The 20749-nt window shown below is 56.1% G+C and carries 20 protein-coding genes and 1 pseudogene; 6 read left to right on the top strand and 15 right to left on the bottom strand.

The window, feature by feature from the left end:
• Positions 1-27 precede the first annotated feature (27 nt).
• Both ABD827_RS03460 and ABD827_RS03455 read left to right on the top strand, forming a co-directional pair.
• The gene (locus ABD827_RS03460; protein WP_344962355.1) at positions 28-2601 is read left to right on the top strand and encodes a putative bifunctional diguanylate cyclase/phosphodiesterase; all 2574 of its coding nucleotides are present in this window, start codon (positions 28-30) and stop codon (positions 2599-2601) included.
• A gap of 333 nt (positions 2602-2934) precedes the next feature.
• On the top strand, positions 2935-3084 hold the full coding sequence (locus ABD827_RS03455) for an entericidin A/B family lipoprotein (protein WP_344962353.1): 150 nt from the start codon (positions 2935-2937) through the stop codon (positions 3082-3084).
• Positions 3085-3150: 66 nt separating this feature from the next.
• Here ABD827_RS03455 and ABD827_RS03450 read toward each other — a convergent pair whose 3' ends face one another.
• The 12 genes and pseudogenes from ABD827_RS03450 to ABD827_RS03400 form a co-directional block, all read right to left on the bottom strand.
• On the bottom strand, positions 3151-3516 hold the full coding sequence (locus tag ABD827_RS03450) for a glutathione S-transferase N-terminal domain-containing protein (protein WP_344962351.1): 366 nt from the start codon (positions 3514-3516) through the stop codon (positions 3151-3153).
• 83 nt (positions 3517-3599) lie between these two features.
• Positions 3600-4442, bottom strand: a complete 843-nt coding sequence (locus ABD827_RS03445; RefSeq protein WP_344962349.1) for an HpcH/HpaI aldolase/citrate lyase family protein — start codon at positions 4440-4442, stop codon at positions 3600-3602.
• A gap of 258 nt (positions 4443-4700) precedes the next feature.
• Positions 4701-5633 (bottom strand): catechol 1,2-dioxygenase, encoded by a 933-nt coding sequence (gene catA, locus ABD827_RS03440; protein WP_344962347.1) that lies wholly within the window; start codon positions 5631-5633, stop codon positions 4701-4703.
• A gap of 92 nt (positions 5634-5725) precedes the next feature.
• Entirely contained in the window at positions 5726-6016 is a 291-nt protein-coding gene (gene catC, locus ABD827_RS03435) for a muconolactone Delta-isomerase (RefSeq protein ID WP_344962345.1), read from the bottom strand.
• A gap of 47 nt (positions 6017-6063) precedes the next feature.
• Complete coding sequence (locus tag ABD827_RS03430) at positions 6064-7182, bottom strand: muconate/chloromuconate family cycloisomerase (protein ID WP_344962343.1); 1119 nt, start codon at positions 7180-7182, stop codon at positions 6064-6066.
• A gap of 53 nt (positions 7183-7235) precedes the next feature.
• Positions 7236-8297, bottom strand: a complete 1062-nt coding sequence (locus tag ABD827_RS03425) for an NADH:ubiquinone reductase (Na(+)-transporting) subunit F (protein WP_344962342.1) — start codon at positions 8295-8297, stop codon at positions 7236-7238.
• Positions 8275-8436 carry a hypothetical protein gene (locus ABD827_RS17815; protein WP_425567960.1) on the bottom strand — a complete coding sequence of 54 codons (162 nt, stop codon included), beginning with the start codon at positions 8434-8436 and terminating at the stop codon, positions 8275-8277. Before ABD827_RS17815 ends, ABD827_RS03425 begins: the two co-directional genes overlap by 23 nt.
• Positions 8437-8441: 5 nt before the next feature.
• Positions 8442-8669: pseudogene (locus tag ABD827_RS17810) on the bottom strand (phenol hydroxylase subunit P4); the annotation flags it as partial.
• Between the two features lie 58 nt (positions 8670-8727).
• Entirely contained in the window at positions 8728-10233 is a 1506-nt protein-coding gene (locus tag ABD827_RS03415) for an aromatic/alkene/methane monooxygenase hydroxylase/oxygenase subunit alpha (protein ID WP_344962338.1), read from the bottom strand.
• 15 nt (positions 10234-10248) lie between these two features.
• Complete coding sequence (locus tag ABD827_RS03410; protein WP_344962336.1) at positions 10249-10518, bottom strand: MmoB/DmpM family protein; 270 nt, start codon at positions 10516-10518, stop codon at positions 10249-10251.
• Between the two features lie 12 nt (positions 10519-10530).
• Positions 10531-11517 carry an aromatic/alkene monooxygenase hydroxylase subunit beta gene (locus tag ABD827_RS03405; RefSeq protein ID WP_344962334.1) on the bottom strand — a complete coding sequence of 329 codons (987 nt, stop codon included), beginning with the start codon at positions 11515-11517 and terminating at the stop codon, positions 10531-10533.
• A gap of 24 nt (positions 11518-11541) precedes the next feature.
• Complete coding sequence (locus ABD827_RS03400; protein WP_344962332.1) at positions 11542-11844, bottom strand: phenol hydroxylase subunit; 303 nt, start codon at positions 11842-11844, stop codon at positions 11542-11544.
• Positions 11845-12163: 319 nt separating this feature from the next.
• Here ABD827_RS03400 and ABD827_RS03395 point away from each other — a divergent pair, with 319 nt between their 5' ends.
• Positions 12164-13867, top strand: coding sequence for a sigma 54-interacting transcriptional regulator (locus ABD827_RS03395; RefSeq protein WP_344962331.1), 1704 nt, complete (start codon positions 12164-12166; stop codon positions 13865-13867).
• Positions 13868-13913: 46 nt separating this feature from the next.
• On the opposite strand, the gene ABD827_RS03390 is transcribed toward ABD827_RS03395, so the two are convergent.
• Both ABD827_RS03390 and hmpA read right to left on the bottom strand, forming a co-directional pair.
• Positions 13914-14819: a SphA family protein gene (locus ABD827_RS03390; protein ID WP_344962329.1), complete on the bottom strand. Its 906-nt coding sequence runs from the start codon at positions 14817-14819 to the stop codon at positions 13914-13916.
• A 273-nt stretch (positions 14820-15092) separates the two neighbouring features.
• Positions 15093-16289 (bottom strand): NO-inducible flavohemoprotein, encoded by a 1197-nt coding sequence (gene hmpA / locus ABD827_RS03385; RefSeq protein WP_344962327.1) that lies wholly within the window; start codon positions 16287-16289, stop codon positions 15093-15095.
• 207 nt (positions 16290-16496) lie between these two features.
• On the opposite strand from hmpA, the gene ABD827_RS03380 reads away from it, so the two are divergent.
• Both ABD827_RS03380 and ABD827_RS03375 read left to right on the top strand, forming a co-directional pair.
• On the top strand, positions 16497-17087 hold the full coding sequence (locus tag ABD827_RS03380) for a DUF4202 domain-containing protein (RefSeq protein WP_344962325.1): 591 nt from the start codon (positions 16497-16499) through the stop codon (positions 17085-17087).
• A gap of 235 nt (positions 17088-17322) precedes the next feature.
• Positions 17323-18663, top strand: coding sequence for a Na+/H+ antiporter family protein (locus ABD827_RS03375; protein WP_344962323.1), 1341 nt, complete (start codon positions 17323-17325; stop codon positions 18661-18663).
• 117 nt (positions 18664-18780) lie between these two features.
• Here ABD827_RS03375 and ABD827_RS03370 read toward each other — a convergent pair whose 3' ends face one another.
• Positions 18781-19686: a LysR substrate-binding domain-containing protein gene (locus ABD827_RS03370; RefSeq protein ID WP_344962321.1), complete on the bottom strand. Its 906-nt coding sequence runs from the start codon at positions 19684-19686 to the stop codon at positions 18781-18783.
• Positions 19687-19780: 94 nt separating this feature from the next.
• Between ABD827_RS03370 and ABD827_RS03365 the strand changes: the two genes are divergently transcribed.
• Positions 19781-20611 (top strand): phytanoyl-CoA dioxygenase family protein, encoded by an 831-nt coding sequence (locus ABD827_RS03365; protein ID WP_344962319.1) that lies wholly within the window; start codon positions 19781-19783, stop codon positions 20609-20611.
• The last annotated feature ends 138 nt before the right edge of the window (positions 20612-20749 follow it).

The following is a 20749-nucleotide window of genomic DNA, read 5'->3' as shown; positions in this document are numbered from 1 at the left end:
CTTCGGTGACAAGGAGAGCTCGCCACCATGGCTGGACGCCCAACCACAATCAAGCGCTATCTGCTGAATCGTACCCTGTTTTTTTCCATTATCGGCTTCTTGTTGTTGCTGCTGGTGGCAAATCAGGCCTATCAGAGCAGTATCCGGGAAAATGCCCATCAGGTAGCTTCCTCGGTGGCAAAGAATACCTTCAATTCCATGTATCTCATCATGAGTCAGGGCTGGACCCGATCACAGTTGGAATCGTTTCTGAGCGAACTGGAGTCCGGCAGCCTCGAGGGCAACATTCGTATCAACCTGTACCGGGGCGGTCTGGTCGATGCCCGCTTCGGCGAGATAGAGCAGCCGGCGCTGGATAGTTCGTTGCACAGTGTGCTGTCGACCGGGCAGGTGGCCGCCTTCGATCAGGGCGAGCACCTGCGTTACCTTTATCCGCTCAATGCCCGTGAAAACTGTCTGGCCTGTCATACCAATGCTCGGGCAGGCGATACCCTGGGAGTGATCGAGGTACAGCAGGATTTGTCGGCCCAGCTCGGCATGGCCAACCGTAATTTGCTTTATTACCTGTTGCTGCTGTCTCCTCTTCCTTTACTGTTTGCCTTCTGGGCGGTGCGCCGGGTCAGCCTGCATATCAACGATTCGGTTCAGCAGCTTTCTCGCAGTATCGAACAGGTCGAAACCCTGTCCGACCTGTCGCGCATGGGGGAAGGGCGCAGCGATTTTCGTTTTAAAGAGATGAACAGTATTTTCGGTCAGGTCGAGCAACTGGCCGACAAGCTGCGCAATATTGCGGTAGACAAGGATCTGCTGGAATTCGAGATTCGCCTGCTGGAAAAGTTTGTCATTACCTCGGAAGTGGTGCGTGACTGGCGCGAGTATGTCAACGTGCTGATGATTGACATCAACAAGGTGCTGGATATTTACACCATGTTCTCCATCTTCAAGGTGGATGATGAGTTGTTTGACCTGGAGATTTTCTGGCTGCATCCACCCAGCCCGCAAACCCTGAACATGATGGAACAGGCGGTGCTGCACCGGCTCAGAGCCCAGGACTCCCTGTTCCGCCACAGCGAGTTCAAGCTGCATCACAACATGGTGCAGGGGGGCAGTGAAGTGGTTATCGAGCTGGATACTCATGATATTGAACTGCAGACCAAATCCCTGCTGGTGGAAATCCCGAAAATCGGCGGTATTGTCGGCATCGGGGTGCAGGCGGATATCGTCAAGGACAGAACCAAGGTGCTGGTGCTGGAGAGTATCCTGTCTACCCTGCTCAACGTGGTGGGGTCGGTCAAGGCCATCTACAAATACACCCGGGATCTGGAATATTACGCGACCCGGGATCCGCTCACCAATCTCTATAACCAGCGTATGTTCTGGGAACTGCTTGAGTATGAGCTGGATCGCAGTCGCCGGCACGAGTATCCGGTGGCCATGCTGCTGCTGGATTTGGACAACTTCAAATCGATTAACGATGGTTACGGCCATGCCAGTGGTGATCGGTTGCTGACCGAGCTGTCGGTGTTGCTCAAGCAGCAACTGGGCAATGGCGATGTGCTGGCCCGTTACGGTGGTGACGAGTTTGTGGTGGTGCTGCCCGAGGCCGATATGGAGCGGGCCGAGCAGGTGAGTGAGCAGATCCTGCAGGCACTGGACAGCTTTGTGATGGAATACGACGGCAGCATGCTGAAAACGAGCTGTTCCATTGGTGTGGGCCTGTATCCCGACCATGCAGACAATGCCAAAGAACTGTTCATGTTCGTGGATAACCTGATGTACCGCGCCAAGGCGCAGGGAAAAAACCGGGTCAGCTTGCCGAAAGAGCAGGATGTGGCAGAAGTTTTCCGCGATATGAGCGAAAAGACCCAGCTGGTGAACCAGGCTATCGAACAGCGAACCTTGCTGCCGGTGTTTCAGCCGATATTACCCATGGGTGATGGCGAGCCGGGGGCGGTGGAAGTACTGAGTCGCATTCGGCTGGCGGATGACAGCCTGATGAATGCCGGTGAGTTCATCGAAATTGCCGAGTCCATGGGCAAGGTACATCTGCTCGATTATATCGTGATGGAAAAGGCCTTTGCCCAGGTAGGCGCGACCGGTTATCGAGGGTTGCTGTTTATCAACCTGTCGCCGCGATCTGTGCTGGTCAGTGATTTTCTGGGCCGGGTAGACAGGCTGGTTGCGCAGTATGCAATGTGCCCGGGCCGTATCGTGTTCGAGATCACCGAAAGAGATACGATAAAGAGCATGGTGTTGCTGGAGAAGTTTATTCGGGCACTGAAAGATGCCGGTTTTTTACTGGCAATCGATGATTTTGGCTCGGGTTTTTCGTCTTTTCATTACCTGAAGCATTTACCGATCGACTTTGTAAAAATCGAAGGCGAGTTTATCGCCAACATGGCCAATGACAGTCGGGACATGGCGTTTGTCAGCAGTATCACGCAGTTGGCAAAGCAGTTGGGTGTGAAAACGGTGGCGGAATACGTGGAAACGCAGGAAGTGCTGGCTCTGGTGCAGGCGACCGGTATCGATTATGCCCAGGGCTATCATATCGGCCGGCCCATTCCGGATTTGGCCGAGGCCATGATTAGGGTCTGTTGACTTTTCGAGATGATTTTTGCAGCAGTTTGTGGGGTCTTGATACAAGGCAGCGCTTATGCCGTGTAGTCACGCTACATAAATAAGCGATAACGCAGTAGCAAGACCCCACAAGCGCTGCCCTGCGGGTTCGGCTAAACGCGTTTTTCTCTTTGTTGAGAGGGCTTTGCTTAGAATGACTAGGCTACACCCCTCTCGTCGCGATAAAAACGCGTTTAACTCGAACAAAATTTAACCGCGAAAGGTCAACAGACCCTAAACTTGGGTGAGTCATTTTTGTCGCCCCGTTGAGTCTATACTCTGAATGGTTATCAACTCGGCAAGAGGGAAACGAAGATGGCGAAGATATTACTGGCAACCCTGATGGCGGCAGGCCTGGTTGCCGGTCTGGCAGGCTGCAACACCTTTGCCGGTGCCGGCAAGGATATTCAGAAAGGTGGCGAGGCGGTGGAAGAAGCCGCGCGTGATGTGCAGAGCAACTACTGATAACGACGGATTAATCCGAATGAAAACAGCCCGCGGATCGATTGATCCGCGGGCTGTTTTATTTGTTCAGCCGAAGCGCTGCTGCAGATAGGCGATGATGTCATTCGACTCATACATCCAGCGGCTTTCGCCGTTTTCCTCGATGCGCAGGCAGGGAGACTTGATACGCCCACCGCCGGCCTGCAGCTCGTCTCTATGCGGGGAGCCGGGCTGAACATTACGCAGTGCTATGGGCAGGTTCAGCTTGTGCATGTTGCGACGAACCTTGATACAGAAGGGACAGCGCGGCAGCTGATACAGTGCCAGTTGCTCGCAGGCTTCATCCACCTGTTGCTGTGCTTGTGGTGCTCGGCGCATTTTGGTAGGACGAGTAATGAAATCACCCAGCTGCCAAATCCCCCCAATCCCATTACGTAATACTTTTACCAGCATGACGGCTCCTTTTTTATGAGCAGCCACGACCGCTCATCAGATGATCAAAAAAGGGATTGTATCTGAAACGCGCCGTTTTTTCGCTATTTCAGCCGGTCGTTGACCGAGGCCATGATGCGGCGCGCCCGCGCCATGACCGGGGTATCCACCATGTTGCCGCTCACCGCCACCACGGCGCCCTTGAGTCGTTGTTCGGCATCCAGCACGTGTCTGGCCCAGTTGATCTGGGCACTGGTGGGCGCCAGCGCCTGCCGGGCCGGTGCCACCTGAGCCGGATGAATGAGCAGAAGCCCACCACAGCCCAGCCGCATGCCCTGACGAATGTAGGCGGTCAGCCCCTTGGGATCGTGAATGGCGGTATAAATGGCGTCCAGCGGTGCTGCCAGCCCATGAATGCGCGAACACATCACCAGCTGGCTGCGGGCAAACAGAAAGGCCGATTCGTCGAGCGGCTCGCCCGCCGGTGGCGGATAGTCCATGCCCAGATCCAGCGCCAGATCCAGCTTGCCGAACAGCAGGCGGGCCACGCCGGGGGCGGCGGCAATCTCGTTCAACCGGGTAAAGGCCAGCGCCGATTCAATAAAGGGTAACAGGGGTTTTTCGGTGATGTGGGCCAGCTCTTGCAACGCCTCGGGATCTTCGGCCTTGGGCACCACGATGGCGGCGACCGCCGGAGAGCGGCAAAGGGCACTGTCCTGATTAAACCAGGGGCTGCCGGTGCCGTTGATGCGCACCAGCACCGAGTTGGCGGCCTGTTTGTCCAGCCAGCCGCTCAGGGTGGTGCAGGCGGCGTCTTTTTCTGCCGCCGGTACCGCGTCTTCCAGATCGATGATGATGGCGTCGGCCCCGCTGGCCAGAGCCTTGTCGAAACGTTCCGGCCGGTTGGCCGGAACAAACAGCAGCGTTTGCAGCGCATTGATATCCATAAAAACCCCCTGTCAATCCGGGCAGGGTTGCCCTGAAGATGTGCAACGGAGTCTTCTGTTTAGAGCAGTTCGTCAAGACTGTAAACCGCGAAATCCGGATTGTGGGATCCGGTCGCCATTAGAGGCTCTGATGCGGGCCGAAAACCTCGTAAGTCATCGCGCATAATTTATGTGGAACTCATGCAGCCTTGGAGCGCACCGGATCTGAGAAAAAGGGGGCCGTTTGACGGCCCCCGGCAGGGTGGGATATGCCTGGACTTATTGTGTCAGCAAGGCGCGTTTGCGCTCGTGCGGTTGTTGCTGGTTGGGATTGTCGGTGGCCAGCAGCTGAATGTTGAACTCCATGCGGGTGAACGGCTGGCTTAATCCATACTGTTTAGCCAGGACCGGATCCTCGATGCGCTTGCCTTCCACTACCAGCTCGTCGCGAGTGGCGAAGGCGAAGTCATCAAAGGTGTACTCGTCACCGGCCAGGTTAATCTGGGTGGTCAGGTGACGGTAGCCCGGTTTGGAGATGAAGTAGTGGATGTGTGCCGGGCGCCGGCCGTGGCGACCCAGTTGGTTGAGCAGTTTCTGGGTGGAACCTTCGGACGGGCAACCGTAGCCTGACGGAATGATGCTCTGGGCGGTGTAGCGCCCCTCGGCATCGGTCTTGATACGTCGGCGCAGGTTGTACTCGCTCTGGGACTGATCGAAGTAAGAGTAGGCGCCTTTAAGATCGGCGTGCCAGATATCGACGACAGCATCCGCTAGCGGCTGGCCTGCCTCATCGGTCACCAAACCCGTGATGATCAGGGTTTCACCGTCCTGTGTACCATCATCCATGCGGGCGAAACCCTCGCTAAGAGGTGCGCCGGCCACGTACAGCGGACCTTCGATGGTACGCGGCGTACCGCCGCTCAGACCGGCTTCGGCATCGGCGGTATCCATGCGGATATCCAGGTAATGGTCCATGCCCAGGCCCGGGGCCAGCAGACCGGCCTCGCCGTTCTGGCCCAGCTCGTTGATGTAGTAGACGGCACTCCAGAACTCTTCCGGGGTCACGTCCAGATCTTCGATGATCTGGAATACGTCTTTCATGATACGGTGTATCAGCACCTTGGTGCGCTGGTTGCCACCTTCCTGATCGAACCCGGCGATTTTTTCCAGTAATGCCTGAACCTGTGCGGTATGTACGGTTTTAACGGTCATTGTCTTGCTCCTTGACGTTGGATATGGGTATTAGAGTGTGGGCGCCTGCTCGGCCAGCCCGGCCCTGTCGTTGATAAGGGCTGATATTCGGATTAGCGATCCCCTTCGTGAATGGAGGACGGATGCCGGCACAGGGGCGCGACGCTGATGTCCATGTAAGGGAACAGCGGCAGGCCGCTTATCAGCTCTTGAAGCTCGGCGTTGTCGGCCACATCGAAAATGCTGACGTTGGCGTAGCTGGCGGCCACCCGCCACAGGTGACGCCACTTGCCCTGGGTCTGCAGTTCCTGGGCGTAGGCTTTTTCTCGCGCCTTGATTTCTTCCGCTACATCCGCCGGCATGCCATGGGGGATATTCACCTTCATCTCGACTTTGAACAGCATGGGTCTTTCTCCGTTTGGTAATGAGTGCGACTGTTTGTCTAGCGCTATTATTTGCGGCGATAGTAGGTCAGCTTGTCTTCGTCTATCTCTATGCCCAGACCGGGGCCGGTGGGCAGCTCGACGCCGTTGTCATGAAAGTTCAACCGCTTGACCACGATGTCGTCCTTCATCAGCAGTGGGCCGAACATCTCGGTCCCCCAGTGAATTTTGTCGAGTGTGGACCAGGCATGCAGCGCGGCCACGGAGCCGATGGTGCCTTCCAGCAGGGTGCCGCCATAGAGACCGATACCGGCGGCATCGGCCACCCTGGCCACTTCCAGCGCCCGCAGCGGGCCGCCCGCCTTGGCAATTTTCAGCGCCACGGCACCAGCAAAGCCGGCGGCGGCCAGACTGAACATGTCTTTTGCATCGGCCACGGCTTCGTCGGCCAGAATGGGCAGATGGAACTTTTCGGACAGGCGCACCAGCGCCGCCAGATCCTTCATCGGGGTCGGTTGCTCGACCAGATCGATACCGGCGGCCTGCAGCTCGGCCATGCCTCTGGCGGCGGTGGCTTCATCCCAGGCCTGATTGACATCGACCCGCACGCTGGCGCTGTCACCCACGGCGGACTTGATGGCCGCCACGTGGCGAACATCGTCCATCAGGGAACGCGAGCCGATTTTCAGTTTGAAATCACAATGACGTTTGGCGGCAATCAGGCTGTGGGCTTCATCGATGTCTTTGGCGGTATTGCCGCTGGCCAGGGTCCAGAGCACCGGAAGGTGTTGATGCACGGCGCCGCCCAGCAGATCCGACACCGGGCGATTCAGGCGCTTGCCCTGCAGATCCAGCAGGGCGGTCTCGATGGCGGACTTGGCCAGGTTGTTGCCACGGGTGCAGGCGTCCAGCCTGACTCTCAGGGTATTGATGTTGTCTGCAGCTTGGCCTAACAGCAGGGGGGCGAAGTAGGTATCTATGGTCAGCTTGACGCTTTCCGGGCTTTCCGGCCCGTAGGCCAGGCCACCGATGGTGGTGGCTTCGCCCACACCCTCCAGACCCTCGGAGTCTTTCATGCGCACGATAACCATGGTCTGAACGGCCATGGTGGTCATGGAAAGCTGGTGCGGACGTATGGTCGGGATGTCGACCAGCATGGCTTCAATGGACTGAATGGTTGCAGGCATGTAACTTCCTGATATCTCTTGCTCACAGTTTAATTTCTGCATTGCCATTTCCCCTATATACGCTTGAACAGGGCGGAGCGGTTTTGTTCCTGGACACCGTCGGCGGCAGTCAGGAATGATTCCATATGGATATCACGCTCGAACAGACGGCTGTGCATCAGGGTGGTAATGGCGGCATCGATCATCGGTGGCGGGCCACACAGGTAGGCTTTGTTGCCGGCACAGCGTTCCTTGAAGTAATCCGCCACGGCCTCGTGCACAAAGCCGCTAAAGCCCTGCCAGTCATCTTCCGGCAAAGGGGCGTTCAGTGCCGGTATGTAGTGAAAGTTGTCGTGCCCGTCGGCCAGCCGTTCGAACAACTCACGGTTATAGAGTTCGGCGACATTGCGTGCGCCCTGGAACAGGTAGATGGGACGGCAATCGCCTTCGGCCAGCATATCCAGAATCATCGACTGGGGACTGGACAGGCCCGAGCCACCGGCAATAAAGATGGCGCCCTGCTCATCGGATTTACGCACGAAGAACTGGCCATAGGGACCGGACAGCGCGAGCGAGTCGCCCACCTGCAGCTCGTCATGCAGCCAGGTTGTGGCCTTGCCGCCTTCGACCTTGCGCACGTGCAGTTCGATCTCCTGCGAGGAAGAGGGGGGATTAGCCAGGGAGAAGGCCCGGCTGCCGTCCACTCCAGGCACCTGCAGGTTGATGTACTGACCGGCCTGGAAGTCCATGTCCCGATCCAGCCTGATGCGAAGGCCGCGAATGGTGGGAGACAGAGCAAGGATTTCGGTGACGGTGCCGCTGTAATCCTGTACCGGATAACCGGCAAAATCCGGATCCACGTCGATATCGGCCTCGATAACCAGATCGGATTCCGGCATGCAGCAGCAGGCCAGTACTTTTCCTTCTTCCCGCTCCACATCCATCAGAGCAAAGGGCGATGCCGCGCCTACATCGGCAAAACCATCGGTGATCTGCACCTTGCAGGTGCCGCAGGTGCCGTGACCGCAGGCGAAAGGCAACCACACTCCCTGACGCAAGGCGGCATCCAGTATGGTCTGTCCCTCTTCTACCTCGATGACATCGCCGGTCGGCTCAATGGTGACTTCGTAGCTCATAAAACCTCCTTAAACGCCCGTGCCTTTGTAACCGTTCAACCCCGGCGTTCTGAAGCGCAGCAACGACTTGTGATCGAAACCTTGCTGTTCCAGAGTCTGTTCGCGAGAGGGCGACAGCGGTTGGCCGTTGAGGGTCCATTGCACGCTGGACCAGTCAATATGTTCGAAATCGGGATGCTGGCTGAATCCTTCGCTCAGGATCCTGTCCTGAAGATCGGAAAACGGCATGGCCGGAGACAGTAGAAACGTCTTGGCCGAGCAGAACAGCAGGTGCTCGTCCCATCCAATATGCACCAGAATATTGTCGCCAAAGTTGGCTCTGGCATCCCTGACTTCGCCCTTGTAGTCTTTGTTGAGTGCGATAACCGGCATGATGTGTTTCTCCTTGATATCGGGGACATTATTCGTCCCCTGTTAATACGGCTTGGGGTCAGGCCATGCCTTTCCACTGGTTCCAGCGTTGTTCGTCCGGTGAGCCCTTGAAGTCCATGTTGTCGGCGCCGACGTTCATGCGGTAATAGTCGCTGAGGATCTGCTCCAGATCGGGGCCGCCACAGTTACCCTGAAGGATCTGGTTAACCGGCAGCCATGCCTGGGCGTATTTTTCCGGTTCATCACAGAAAATATCGTGACAGCCATCGGAGCACATGTGATATCGCTCGCCCTCGTGGATGGCCTCCCGGTAACTGATCTGGCCCGGATCCTTGTCCATCTCGGTGAAGGTCATGGGGACCTGACATACCTGGCACAGTTGGGGCAGACCGCTGCTGTAGAAACGCTTGCCTTCCGCTTCCATTTTTTTGGCCAGCTCCCAGCGCGGACGGTAATATTTGTCGAAGGTGTCCGGATACTTCTCGCTCAGCCAGTCCAGTTCCTCATCGCTGGGGATCCAGGTATGGAAGCCGGCGGCATGACCGTAGTTGTAGAAAATCCACCAGGCCTGGTGCGACACATGTTCTTTTTCCTTTTCGATGACTTCGCTGTATTTCGGCATCCGGATGCCATAGCGGGCCAGATCTTTGAACAGGGCGCCGCCGGCTTCCTCGAAGTACATCTCCCAGGCTTCCTTCCAGGACATCACCTTGTTGGGCAGCATGTAATCCATCATCATGCCGACGATGGACAGCAGCCGGGTGCCACGCCAGAACCACTTGTCGATCCATTTTTGTACTATCGGCAGGTTATCCTCGTGCTGCTCGAGCAGGAACTTGATGATCTCCAGACCCAGGGTCATGTGACGGGCTTCGTCGGACTGGGCGCTAAACCCGAAGGTAACGGTGGCCATATCGCCATTGTGGGCGGCACCGGACATGAAAGGTACGAACAGCAGGTTGGTCAGTACGTATTCAAAGGAAAAGCTGATGGCCAGCAAAAATTCGAAGGGGCCGGCACTGCGGGCATCTTCGAAGAAGGATTTGGGCACCGACAGATACCAGACCCGGTCGTGCATGTGGCTCCAGTCCTGGAAGCCATCAAAATGCTTGTTGTAGTGGCTCATGGCGTGGATCTGGGTTTGCACATGGCGCAGTTCATCAATGGACTGCATCTGTGAAGCGATACGGGCGCCGATGCCGCCGAATTGCCGGCCGGCGTGTGCATATCCCTGATAGGCCTGATATTCCAGCGGGGTGACCGCCGTCAGAAACAGCTTGATGGCGTTGACATAACGCGGGTCGGAGACGTTGAGCTGGCCGTTGTTCTGGGAAAAGGCATCGAAAATGGCGTACAGCTTCTTTTCTTTTTCCGACTGATATTTCCAGTAGGCATCCATGGTCAGGCGGAAGGGATCTTCCCATTTTGACCAGTCGGTGATCTTGATGCCTTCGAACTCTTCGAACGGAAAGGCATCCTTGCGATCCTGATAGGAAAACTCCCAGTCCAGATCGCGGGTCAGCAGTCGGTATTTATCCTTGAGGTTCAGTTTTTTAGCAGCCATGAGTCACTCCTTTCCTCAGCTTTTCCAGCACAATGTGAGTTGATCTTCGTCTTCATCCACGTTGCCGCCCAGGGTAATCAGGTTGAGGTGCAGTTCCTGCACATCCCAGTCACGGCCCAGCTTTTCTTCGACGGTTTCACGCCGTATCACCAGCAGATCCTCATTTTCAATGCGGATCATCGCCGGCATGTGCTGAATGCTGGCATCCGGGTTGTCTTCTTCGATGGCCTCGACGATATAGCGGGAAATATCGTTGTCTTGCAGAGCCAGATACACTTTTGACATGTGATGGTTTCCTTATTGACTGATGCCAGCCTTGGCGATGCGTTTGTCGAGTGCGTTGAGGGCGTCCTGCAGGGCGTCGTCACCCAGCATGTCCCGCACCAGTGGTGACAGGGCATCTGCTACCTTGCCACGCCATTTTTCGGTCCATTGCTGCAACTGCTGTCGGTTAGACTCGCTTTCGGCGGCGGCTATCTTGAAGGCACTGTCGCTCCAGCGGCCGAGATCCTTGTTACATTCCTTCATGAACTCGGTCAGCAGGCCGATATCACGGCCGCCGTTGGCCACCAGCCAGGTATCGAACTGACGGTATACGACATCATTGAGCAGGGTATCCAGCACCAGGTTTTGCGCGATAAACAGCTCGAACCAGTCCTTGGTGACCAGGGTCTCTTCGCACAAGGCACGCAGCCCCTGCCAGGCCGGATCCGTCATCCAGTATTCTTTGGCCTGGGCCAGAGAGTCGGCACTGTTGCCATCAAGCAGCAGGCCGATACGGGAGAGGTACTGCGCCATGCCCAGTCGATCCATGCCGGCAAACAGCAGGGCCTGGGTGATAGCCGTGCCGTAGCCGTAGTCGGCGCCAAACATGTGATTGAGGTTGGCAGTTTGCTCCACATGACGCAGAGGAAGCAGGAAGCGGGTGAGTTTGGACTTCAATTCATCGCTCAGGTTGGCGGCCAGCTCGCGCTTTTCAAAGAAGGTATAGTTGTTTTCGGCGCCTTCCTGCATGCGGGCCCGCTGCTGTACATAGGCACCGTAGTAGAACTGGCGCGGGTCACGAAAGCTGTACCAGTCGGCCATCTCGATGACGGTACGGCTTTTGTCATTCAGCTGTTTTTTCTGATCCCACAGCGGACGGTAGTGGAAGTTGGCTTCACCCTGTACGTCGTAGGTGGCCTCCTGATAGCGGCTGGCCGGCTTTTCGCCAAAACGGCGGCTGATATTGGCAAACGTCTGTCGTATCGGCTCTATGCCGGCGGTTTTGATTTCCAGTGTCATCTTGCTTCCTCTTTCCTGAGAATCTTATTTCTGCGAGTGATTGTGATTACGGCTGAGCAGGGTTTCCTCTCCATATCGCCATTTGTCCATCTCGGCATCGACGGTATCGCTCTGCGCCTGGGTCATTTCCACCACCTGATTGGTCTGGCAGAAGTGCTTGAATGCATCTTTGGGCATGACCAACTCCACGAACAGGCCGGGATCATCGATGGCAAAGTCGAACTCGACAAAGCGGGCATCCTGCGGACTGCGTACGCGGATATATTTGGTCAGGCTTTTGAAGGGAGCCTGATTGCTTGATACCGGGCGTGGCCTGGGTGCATCCATGGTGTTAACCTCCAGCGTATTGATAACAATGTGTAAACACTCCGTTTCATCCATGACTTAATTGCAACTAGGGTGCCATTTTTAACTTGACGATTATTTTTTATTTAACTTATTGTTTTTAATGGTTTTTGTTGTTTTTTTTGGCTTGTTTTTTGATGTGGGCGGTTTGATGGTAATTTACAGATTTGATCAAATGGTTAATATTGTTGCCTTTATGTTGGTTATTTGGTGAGGGCGGTATGCGAGGGAAGCAGATCTCGCACATGGGATCCTGCTGGCGGTGTTCGCCATGAGCCACGGACAGGGATGAAAATGAAAAATGAACGATCTGGATAGCTTGAAAATACTCGACCCGGAAGATTTGATTTCCGGTATTCGCTTTAGCAGCGAGCAAGGAAAAATCTGGTTTAATGAGCAACGAATGCTGCTTATCCATGCGAATGTGATGGGGCAATTACGCAAGGAGCTGGTTGAAACGCTGGGAGTGCAAAGGGCCAAACGTTTTTTGATGCGTTTTGGTTACCACTCCGGGCTTAAAGACGCGGAAGTCGCCCGTAAAGTCAGGCCGCATATCACCAAAGAAGAGATGTTCATGGCGGGACCGCAGCTGCACGCCATTCGCGGCATGGTCAAGGTGGTTCCTACCAAACTGGAAATCGACATGGAGTCGGGTCACTTTCTGGGGGAATTCGACTGGTTCAACTCTTATGAAGCGGATGTGCATCAGCATTACTTTGGCCATGCCGAAGAGCCGATCTGCTGGAGCCTGCTGGGTTACTCCAGCGGCTACACCAGCTACTTCATGGGGCAAACCATTATCTATAAAGAAACCCGCTGTGCTGCCATGGGGGATGATTGTTGCCGTATTGTCGGCAAGCCGCTGGACGAATGGGAAGACAAGGCGGAAATCGAGAAATTCATGTTGCCGGATCCCGTTGCCGAAGAGCTGTTCGCGCTGAGAAACGAGCTGGTCAGGCTAAGAGATACGGTGGGAGATGACAGCGAATACGATTATAAAATATTCAATTCCATCGGTCAGTCTGCCGCCTTTATCAAGGTGTGCAAGCTGATCAAGAAGGCAGCCAACAGTCGCGCGACTGTCTTGCTGCAGGGGGAAACCGGCGTCGGCAAAGAGGTATTCGCCCGCGGCCTGCATGTTTCCAGCGATCGGGCCGAAAATCCCTTCGTGGCAGTGAACTGTGCCTGTATTCCTCCGGAACTGATTGAGGCCGAGTTGTTCGGGGTGGAAAAGGGCGCCTATACCGGCGCAAGCCAGTCTCGCGAAGGCAAATTTGAACGTGCCGACGGTGGTACTATTTTTCTGGATGAGGTGATCGAGCTGTCCCCTCGGGCCCAGGCTACCCTGCTACGCGTCTTGCAGGAAGGCGAGTTGGAAAGGGTAGGGGATACCCGAACCCGAACGGTGGATGTTCGGGTAGTGACCGCCACCAACGAGGATTTGCAGCAAGCGGTGCAAGAGGGTCGTTTTCGTGCCGACCTGTTTTATCGGCTGAATATCTTCCCTGTGCATATTCCTCCTCTGCGTGAGCGTAAAGAAGATATTCCATTGCTTACCCAGTATTTTCTGGAGCGTTACCAAACCATTTACAACAAGCGTATTCTCGGGGTGACCGACAAGTCCCGGGAAGCGCTGCTGGAATATCAGTGGCCCGGTAACATTCGCGAGCTGGAAAACCTGATTGAACGCGGCGTCATTCTGACCGACAACAACAACGAAATAGAGGTGTGTAGTTTCTTTCCCGCCTTCAAGGACAGCGGCTCGGCCGTGGGTCGGGTCCAGCAGGATGGCTCCCTGCGGGAAGAGGTCCCTGCCGACGACGGCGATCAGGAGGCCTGGTGCGAGCGGCTGCTGACTGAGAACTTCAGTCTGGAAAGCCTGGAGCAAAGCCTGATCCGCCATGCTCTCAAGGTGGCTGACGGCAATGTATCCAAGGCTGCCCGCACGCTGGGCCTGACCCGGCCAGCGCTGGCCTACCGAATGAAAAAGCTGGAGCCGTCATGAATGGAGCCGGCGGTCGCCGGCTCCAGCACTACCTTATATCCAAACCTTAAAATACCTTGGTCAGGGTCAGGCGGAACAGGTCGCCACTGGGCCCGTTCTTTACGTCGTATTCGTTGAAATAGGCGGCGTTCAGCCCGATCATCAGCGATGGCCAGAAATAGCCAGCCTCAACCCCGAGGCTGTGCTTCTCTGCTTTTCCGGCCGGCGCTTGCTTACTGTTTTCCAGTTGCCAGGCATTGTAGCCAACCAGCCCCAGCTCCAGGCCGGTACTCAGTTTTTTTGCCATGGCCCATTCCACCAGCCAGCTATCACCCGGTGTAATATGGGTCTCATCCTGTTTTGACTTGATCTCGTAGCGGGACAAGGCCGATATCGACCAACTCTTTGCGGCATCCGGGTAATAGTTGCCGCCCAGAGTCAGCATGGTGGTCTTGAAACCCTTGCCAATGGAAGCAGGCTCGGTACTGCTGTAATCGCCGGTATCAAACCAGAGGCCGGCGCCAAACACCGCATCCCACTGCCGGCCGTGCCAGCCCAGTACAACCGGACTGACAAAGATATCGGCCACTCCATGCTCGGTGCTATTGATGCCGGCGATACCAAAGTCGAGGGAGGTGCGTTGCAGGGGAATAATGGCTTCCATACCGTAGTCGGCGTTCAGCAGCTTTTTGTTGGAGACCCAAACGAGGCGGTTAACCAGAGCGGTGACCGAGCCGGTGTTGTTGCTTGGTAGGTGATTGCCCTGTTCGTTTCTGAGCGAGTCCATATCGTAATGAGCCAGGTAGCCGCGGTAGTAAACGCCGGGCGGAGGGACCACGGCCCCCTTGATGCCTTCCACTCCGGGCACATAGTGTCCATTTGCGGCCAGGGTCGGGCCGGACAGTGCGGTGAGAGCGGCCGCCGTCAGTCCGCCGATATGCTTTCGCGTCTTTCTGGTTCTTGCCTGCGTCATAACATTTCCTTGTTGTAAAAGTGAGCGCCTGGTTCGGATAAACCGAGCGCGCCCCCGAACGACTGATATCCAGCGGTAATAGAAGGGGTGTTAACCTTTTATCAACATTTGTGCCACATGTTACTTTGGTTAATATATTGTTTTATATGACATTTTTAAGTTGGTTGCGGCAGGGGGGATCGCAGGTTTGGTGAAATAATGAAATGGTGGGAGCAAGATTAATGAAATGGTAAAACCGCCATACCAAAGCTGGGTGGCATGGCGGTGGGTTTTTTACAGGCTCTGATGCGGGCCGAAAACCTCGTAATGCAGGCGTGCGTCTTCGATGCCCCAGGCCGAGAGCTGTTCCTTGACCATGGCCATGAAGGGCAGGGGGCCGCAGAAGTAATAATGGGCACCGTCCTGAATGATGGCGTCTTTTACCTGGCTCAAGTCCATCAGCCCTTCGGCGTGATAGTCTTCGGCCGGCTGATCGTTTTCGGCCGGGGTACGATACCAGACATGGGTATTCAGGTTGGCGTGGGCCTGGCGACGCTGTTGAATATCGTCCTTGAAGGCATGCTGGGCGCCGTTTTCGCAGGCGTGCAGCCAGTGAACGTCGGCCTGATGGCCCTGGCTGAGCAGCTGGTCGAGCATGGCGCGCATCGGCGTCAGACCCACGCCGCCGGAGAGCAGCACGACCGGCGTGTCGGCACTGACTTCCATGAAGAAGTCACCGGCCGGTGGCAGCACCTGCAGGGTATCGCCAACCCGTACCTGATCGTGCATGAAGTTGGAAGCCACGCCACCCGGTTCGCGCTTGACGGCAATGCGATATTCCCGGCCGTTGGCGGCCTGACACAGGGAATATTGACGATATTCCTTGTGTTCGAGGAGGGGGCTGTCCAGGTGCAGGTTCAGATACTGGCCCGGCAGGTAATCGGCCACGGCGCCGCCGTCGGCCGGAGTCAGCAGGAAGCTTACGATTTGCTCGCTTTCCGCTTGCTTTTCCTTTACCACAAAGGCCCGGGTGCCACGCCAGCCGCCAGCCTTGCTTTCGTTGCCCTGATAGATCTGCTCTTCACGACCGATAAAAATTTCGGCCAGGGCACCGTAGGCCTGGGCCCAGGCGTCGATGACTTCGGGCGTGGCCGCATCGGGAGCCAGTTCCTTGATGGTTTCCAGCAGGTGATGGCCGACGATGGCGTACTGCTCGGGCTTGATGGCAAAGCCGGTATGCTTTTGGGCAATGCGCTCTACCGCCGCACTCAGCACCGCCGGGTTATCGATGTTTTTGGCATAGGCCAGCACGGCGGTAAACAGGGCGGCGGGCTGGCGGCCTGTTTTCTGGTGACTGAGGTTGAATACGTCTTTCAGCTCCGGGTTGTCACGGAACATGCGCTGGTAGAAGTGCTCGGTCAGGGCGGTGTTGGCAGACTCCAGCAAAGGGACTGTGCTTTTGACGATGTCGATGGTGCGGCTATCCAGCATGATATGGCTCTCTTTAAGTGATATTCAGGATGCAACTTAAGCGGCATATTATAGCTATATTTGATATGCATCAATACGGAGTCGAAATTATTCGAGGGCGTCGGCCGCTTTTTACCGGGTAAAATGGAGTAACTCCTTGATTGTTGCTTGCATTTACAGGCCCAGAGGTAACAATGCTTTTTTGTTACCTCCACAGGATGTCAGGTGATGACCCAGGATTCCCGTTTACAGCAGGTATTGGCGCTGATTGACGCCGAAAATCGCGAAGATCCCAATCAGGAGCTGGCCGACGGTCAGCATTGGCCGAAGGAGTATCTGTATAGTTGCCGAATGAGCGACACCCTGGCGCAATTTATGCCGAATGCACCGGAACTGCTGCAAATTGCCTGTCGGGCGCAGCACATCAAGCGCTGGAGTATTCCGCGATCCGACTACCCGATGGATAAGGCCGGTTACAAACGCTGGCGCAGTGAACTGGCGCAATTTCATGGTGATCTGAGCGCCAATATGATGGCAAAAGTCGGTTATGACGCAGGCGAGCAGCAACGGATCAAGGATCTGCTGCTGAAAAAGCAGCTTAAGCGGGACCCACTGGTGCAGGCGCTGGAAGACGTAATTTGTCTGGTGTTTATTCGTTATTATCTGGCCGACTTCGCGACACGACACCAGGAAGACAAGCTAATCGACATCATCCGCAAAACCTGGGGCAAGATGTCGCCGGACGGCCACGCCGCTGCGCTGCAAGTGTCGCTTGCTCCTGCCATGCAGGCCCTGGTCGGCAAGGCGCTGGAGGGATAAATCATCCCGCATATAGCTCTCTTTCGGAGTATGGCGGGAGAGGCGGTCTGGCGGTATTCGCTCTGGTTCAGGCGGGCGCGTGCAAGGTGGATAGCTAAAAAGATATCTATTGTATATACAAACTATATGAATCGTTAATGTGTATTTAATGTTAATTTTTTGTGAGTGCCTGGTGTTGTTCGGGCACCGAGAATACATCGATAAAGGGACTTGATTATATGAGGGAGTGGATCCTATGAATGCCATTGTTCTGGCCATCCTGGTGATGGTTGCGTTATGCCTGGCTCGGGTATCTGTGGTGTTTTCGCTGGTGGTCGCCGCCCTGATTGGCGGGCTTTGGGCCGGAATGTCGGTAGAGCAGGTGATTGGCGCCTTTAACGACGGTCTGGGCGGCGGCGCCACCGTGGCGCTGGCCTATGCCACCCTGGGGGCCTTTGCGGTGGCGCTGTCGCGTACCGGTATTACCGATCTGGTGGCCAATAAGGCCCTGGGCTGGGTCGGTACCCGGCGGGAGCCGGGCCAGCTGGGCGGCGTAAAATGGTTGATATTCGGTGCCCTGATCATCGTGGGTGCCGCTTCCGGTACCGTGGTGCCGGTACATATCGCCTTTATTCCCATTCTGGTACCGCCGTTGCTGGGATTGATGAGCATGCTGAAGCTGGATCGCCGCGCCGTGGCCTGTGTGATCACCTTCAGTATCACCATCATGTACATGACCACCCCGGTGGGGTTTGGCACCATCTTCCTCAACGATATTCTGACCAACAGCGTTAATCAGGCCGGTGACGGGCTGGGCATGCATGTCACGCCGGGCATGGCGCCCAAGGCGATGCTGCTGCCCGCATTGGGTATGGTGCTGGGGCTGGGGGTGGCGGTGCTGTTCAGCTATCGTCGGCCGCGGGATTACCAGCATCAGCAGGTGACCGTTAAAGAGCAGGGCACACCACAAACCCGGCTCAGTCGCAAACAACTGCTGATGATTATCGCCGCCATCGTTGGTGCCCTGGTGGTGCAATTGAGTACCGGCTCCATGGTGCTGGGCGGCCTGCTGGGTTTTGCCCTGCTGTCGATGAATGGCCTGTTCAAGTGGAAGGATCAGGACGATGTCTTTACTCAGGGCATGCGATTGATGGCGCTGATTGGCTTTATCATGATTGCCGCCTCGGGGTTTGCCGGGGTAATGAAGGCCTCTGGTGCCATTCCCGAACTGGTGGCCGGCTCCGGTGAACTGATTGGCAACAGCCCGCCGCTGGCGGCACTGGTCATGCTGCTGGTGGGGCTCTTCATTACCATGGGCATTGGCTCCTCGTTTTCTACCATTCCCATTATCGCCGCTATTTATGTGCCGCTGGCCATCAGCTTCGGTTTTTCACCCCTGGCGACGCTGGCGCTGGTGGGAACCGCCGGTGCCCTGGGTGATGCGGGCTCACCGGCGTCCGACTCGACCCTGGGACCGACCGCTGGCCTGAACGCGGACGGTCAGCACGATCATATTCGTGATTCTGTGATCCCCACCTTTATTCATTACAACATTCCGTTGGTGATCTTCGGCTGGATAGCGGCGCAGGTATTGTAAGCCGCAAGCCGCAAGCCGCAAGCCGCAAGCCGTAAGCTGTAAGCCGTAAGCCGTAAGCCGTAAGCCGTAAGCCGTAAGATCCCGGGTTCAACCTGAACCCGGGATCTTACGGTTTTTTTATGTCTGATTATTCAGCCCGGCGACGCTGTCGAGAAACAGTCGGGCGGGGATGGAGAGCGGAAATTCGCGGGAGCGGGCCAGTACCACTCGCTGGGGCGGAAATTCATCCTGCAATGGTCGGCAGGCCAAAGGTTCACCGTCGTAGCTTTGATCGCCCGCCGGGCGGGTGCAGGACAGCGCCACCCCATGACCATGCGCCACCAGCCCTCGCTGCATCTCGAACGAGGCGGTGGTATGAATCTGGCGTGGCTTGAGATCCTGATGCCAGAACAGTGACATGAAATACTCCCGGGTCAGCGGCATATCCTGCAGTATCAGGGTCTCAGCCGCTATTTCCGCCAGACCGAGTACCGGCTTGGCGGCAAGCGCGTGCCCGGCCGGCAACAGTGCATAGGGCTTCAGCTCGTCCAGCACCTGCACTTCTGTCTGCTGGGGCAAGCCCAGTTCATAACTCAGTGCCAGCTCGGCCTTGCCCTGTTTGAGCGCCTGGCTGACCCCGGCCAGATCCTGCTCTTGCATCACCACCCGAATGTGGGGGTAACGACGCTCGAATTCGCTGACCAGTCGGGGCAGATAATAAGGCGCTATGTCCCGAAAACAGCAGATGACCAGTTGCCCCTCTACCTCGGTTTCATGCTCATGCCGGCGGGCCAGCAGGTTGTGAGACAGGGTGAGGATCTGGCGGGCTTCCTTGAGTAATTCTTCCCCCCTGGGGGTCAGACTGACTCCCTGGCCGCGATGGCGTTGAAACAGCGGCTGATTAAGCAGACTCTCCAGCTGATGAATGGCGATGGACACCGACGGCTGGGATACATGCAATGCCTCGGCGGCTTTGCTGATGCTGCCATGCTGGGCCACGGACACAAAATAACTCAACTGGCGGAAGGTGAAGGGGATAGCCATTGATCTATGTACTTAATATAAAAAGTGTATTTTTATACTATGTAATGAGGGTGTTAAAGTCGACTCATTACTCATGAAGGAAAAGGAATACAGCATGAATATGCCGATAACCGCATCGCAGTCAGCCGAAACACGGTGGCTGACACCAGAGCAAAAGGCAGCGTATGAGCGCGACGGCGCCATCGTGATCAAGGGCGTGTTCAAGGACTGGATTGAACCGCTGCGTGCCGGCTTCGACAAGGTACTGAACAACCCCAGCGAGCATGGCCGTGAAAACGTCACCGGCAACGATACCGGCCGTTTCTTTGAGGATTACTGCAACTGGCAGCGTATTCCCGAGTTCAAGCGGTGGATTGAGCAGTCGCCGGGGGCCGCCATCGTCGGCGAAGCCACCGGCTCGGAGCGTATTCAGGTGTTTCATGAGCACATTCTGGTGAAAGAGCCGGGTACCTCCAAGGCCACTCCCTGGCATCAGGACCTGCCCTATTACTGCGTAGACGGCGAGCAGACCGGCAGCTACTGGATACCGCTGGATCCTATCACCCCGGAAAACGCCCTGCAGGTAGTACTGGGCTCCCACCGCTGGCCCAGGCTGGTGCGGCCGAGCAAATGGTCGACCAATGCCTCCTGGTACAAGGAAGACAGCCACTTCATGGAGATGCCGGATATCGACGGCGGTGACTTCGAGATCATGATCCCCGAGATGGAATTGGGCGATGCCTTGCTGTTCAACTTCAAGACGGTACACGGCGCCCCGGGCAACCAGACCATGAATCGTCGCCGGGCCTTTTCTACCCGCTTCATGGGCGACGATGTGCGCTATGTAGACCGTGGTGACGCTACTTCACCGCCGTTTGACGGTATCAACCTGCAAACCGGCGACAGAATGCGGGAAGACTGGTTCCCGGTGGTGTGGCAACGCTAATACCAATTTGAATAAACTGTCCGGGATTGATATCGCAGTCAAAAAGATCGAATGTTTAATGTGATCGGCTATGTATGAGTTAACTGTGTCTACACTGTATTTATATACAGAAATATGGTGGGCCAGATTATGGAATGG

The organism is Oceanisphaera sediminis, assembly GCF_039539745.1.
Taxonomy (GTDB): Bacteria; Pseudomonadota; Gammaproteobacteria; order Enterobacterales; family Aeromonadaceae; genus Oceanimonas; species Oceanimonas sediminis.
The sequence above is the reverse complement of the archived record's forward strand: the minus strand, read 5'-3'. Positions and strand labels throughout refer to the sequence as shown.